Raw genomic sequence first — 931 nt, forward strand, 5'->3', positions numbered from 1 at the left:
GAAGCTGTTTAAACTTTTGAAAAGTATTCCCAAATAAGTGAGAATTTTGTGTTGCTAAATCATAAAACATCACATAATGGGAATACTGAGTAAAAATACAATCGAAACGTGGATTATCCCACTTTTGAGTATAGGAAGTAGAGGTTTTGACCCTACTGTACCAATTCATGAGATAATTGAAGCCATTTTATATCGGCTAAAAACGGGTTGTCAGTGGCGAGAATTACCTGTAAAACAGTTTTTTAGTGGTAATGTTTTAACTTGGAATACGGTATTTTATCATTACAACAAATGGGCAAAAGCTGGCTGTTGGACTAAAATTTGGATAAACATTTTGAAAGAAAATCACCAATATTTAGACTTATCCAGTGCTGAATTTGATGGTAGTCATACCCCTGCCAAAAATGGTGGTGATGCTGTTGGTTATCAAGGTCGCAAGGCTTGTAAAACAACCAATACTTTATTTATATGTGACAATCAAGGTGTTATGTTGGCGATGTCCACTCCACAAGAAGGACAACATCATGACTTGTTTGAAATACAATCTCTCTTTGATGAAATTTGTGCCATGTTAAAACAGGCGGAAATTAGTTTAGATGGTTTATTTTTAAACGCAGACCCTGGCTTTGACTCAGATTCATTTAGAGAGGCTTGTGAGAAAGAAAATATTATTCCAAACGTCAAGCCAAATCCTCGTAATGCTGGAAATCAAGAATCTGAATTAGCTCCGATTGGAATAGCAATTTTTGACGAACAATTATATAAAAACAGAACCGTAATTGAACACGCAAATGCTTGGATTGACGGTTTCAAAGCTCTTTTAGTGAGATTCGAATTCTCAGTCAGAAACTGGATGTCGTTACATTTTATGGCATTCTCAGTCATTTTCTTACGCAAAATCAATAAAAAAAAGAAAGTTTAAACAGCTTCA

1 protein-coding gene is annotated in these 931 nt (G+C 34.8%); it reads left to right on the forward strand.

Features of this window, described 5'->3' with window-relative positions; all coding sequences use genetic code 11:
* Positions 1-76: 76 nt before the first annotated feature.
* Positions 77-922, forward strand: coding sequence for an IS5 family transposase (locus QM524_RS25905; protein ID WP_283346902.1), 846 nt, complete (start codon positions 77-79; stop codon positions 920-922).
* Positions 923-931 lie beyond the last annotated feature (9 nt).

Source organism: Flectobacillus roseus (assembly GCF_030056595.1).
Taxonomy (GTDB): Bacteria; Bacteroidota; Bacteroidia; order Cytophagales; family Spirosomataceae; genus Flectobacillus; species Flectobacillus roseus.

Bases quoted from the DNA above. Each gene is read 5' to 3' on its own strand.
- QM524_RS25905 (WP_283346902.1), top strand. From the start codon at position 77: ATGGGAATACTGAGTAAAAATACAATCGAAACGTGGATTATCCCACTT.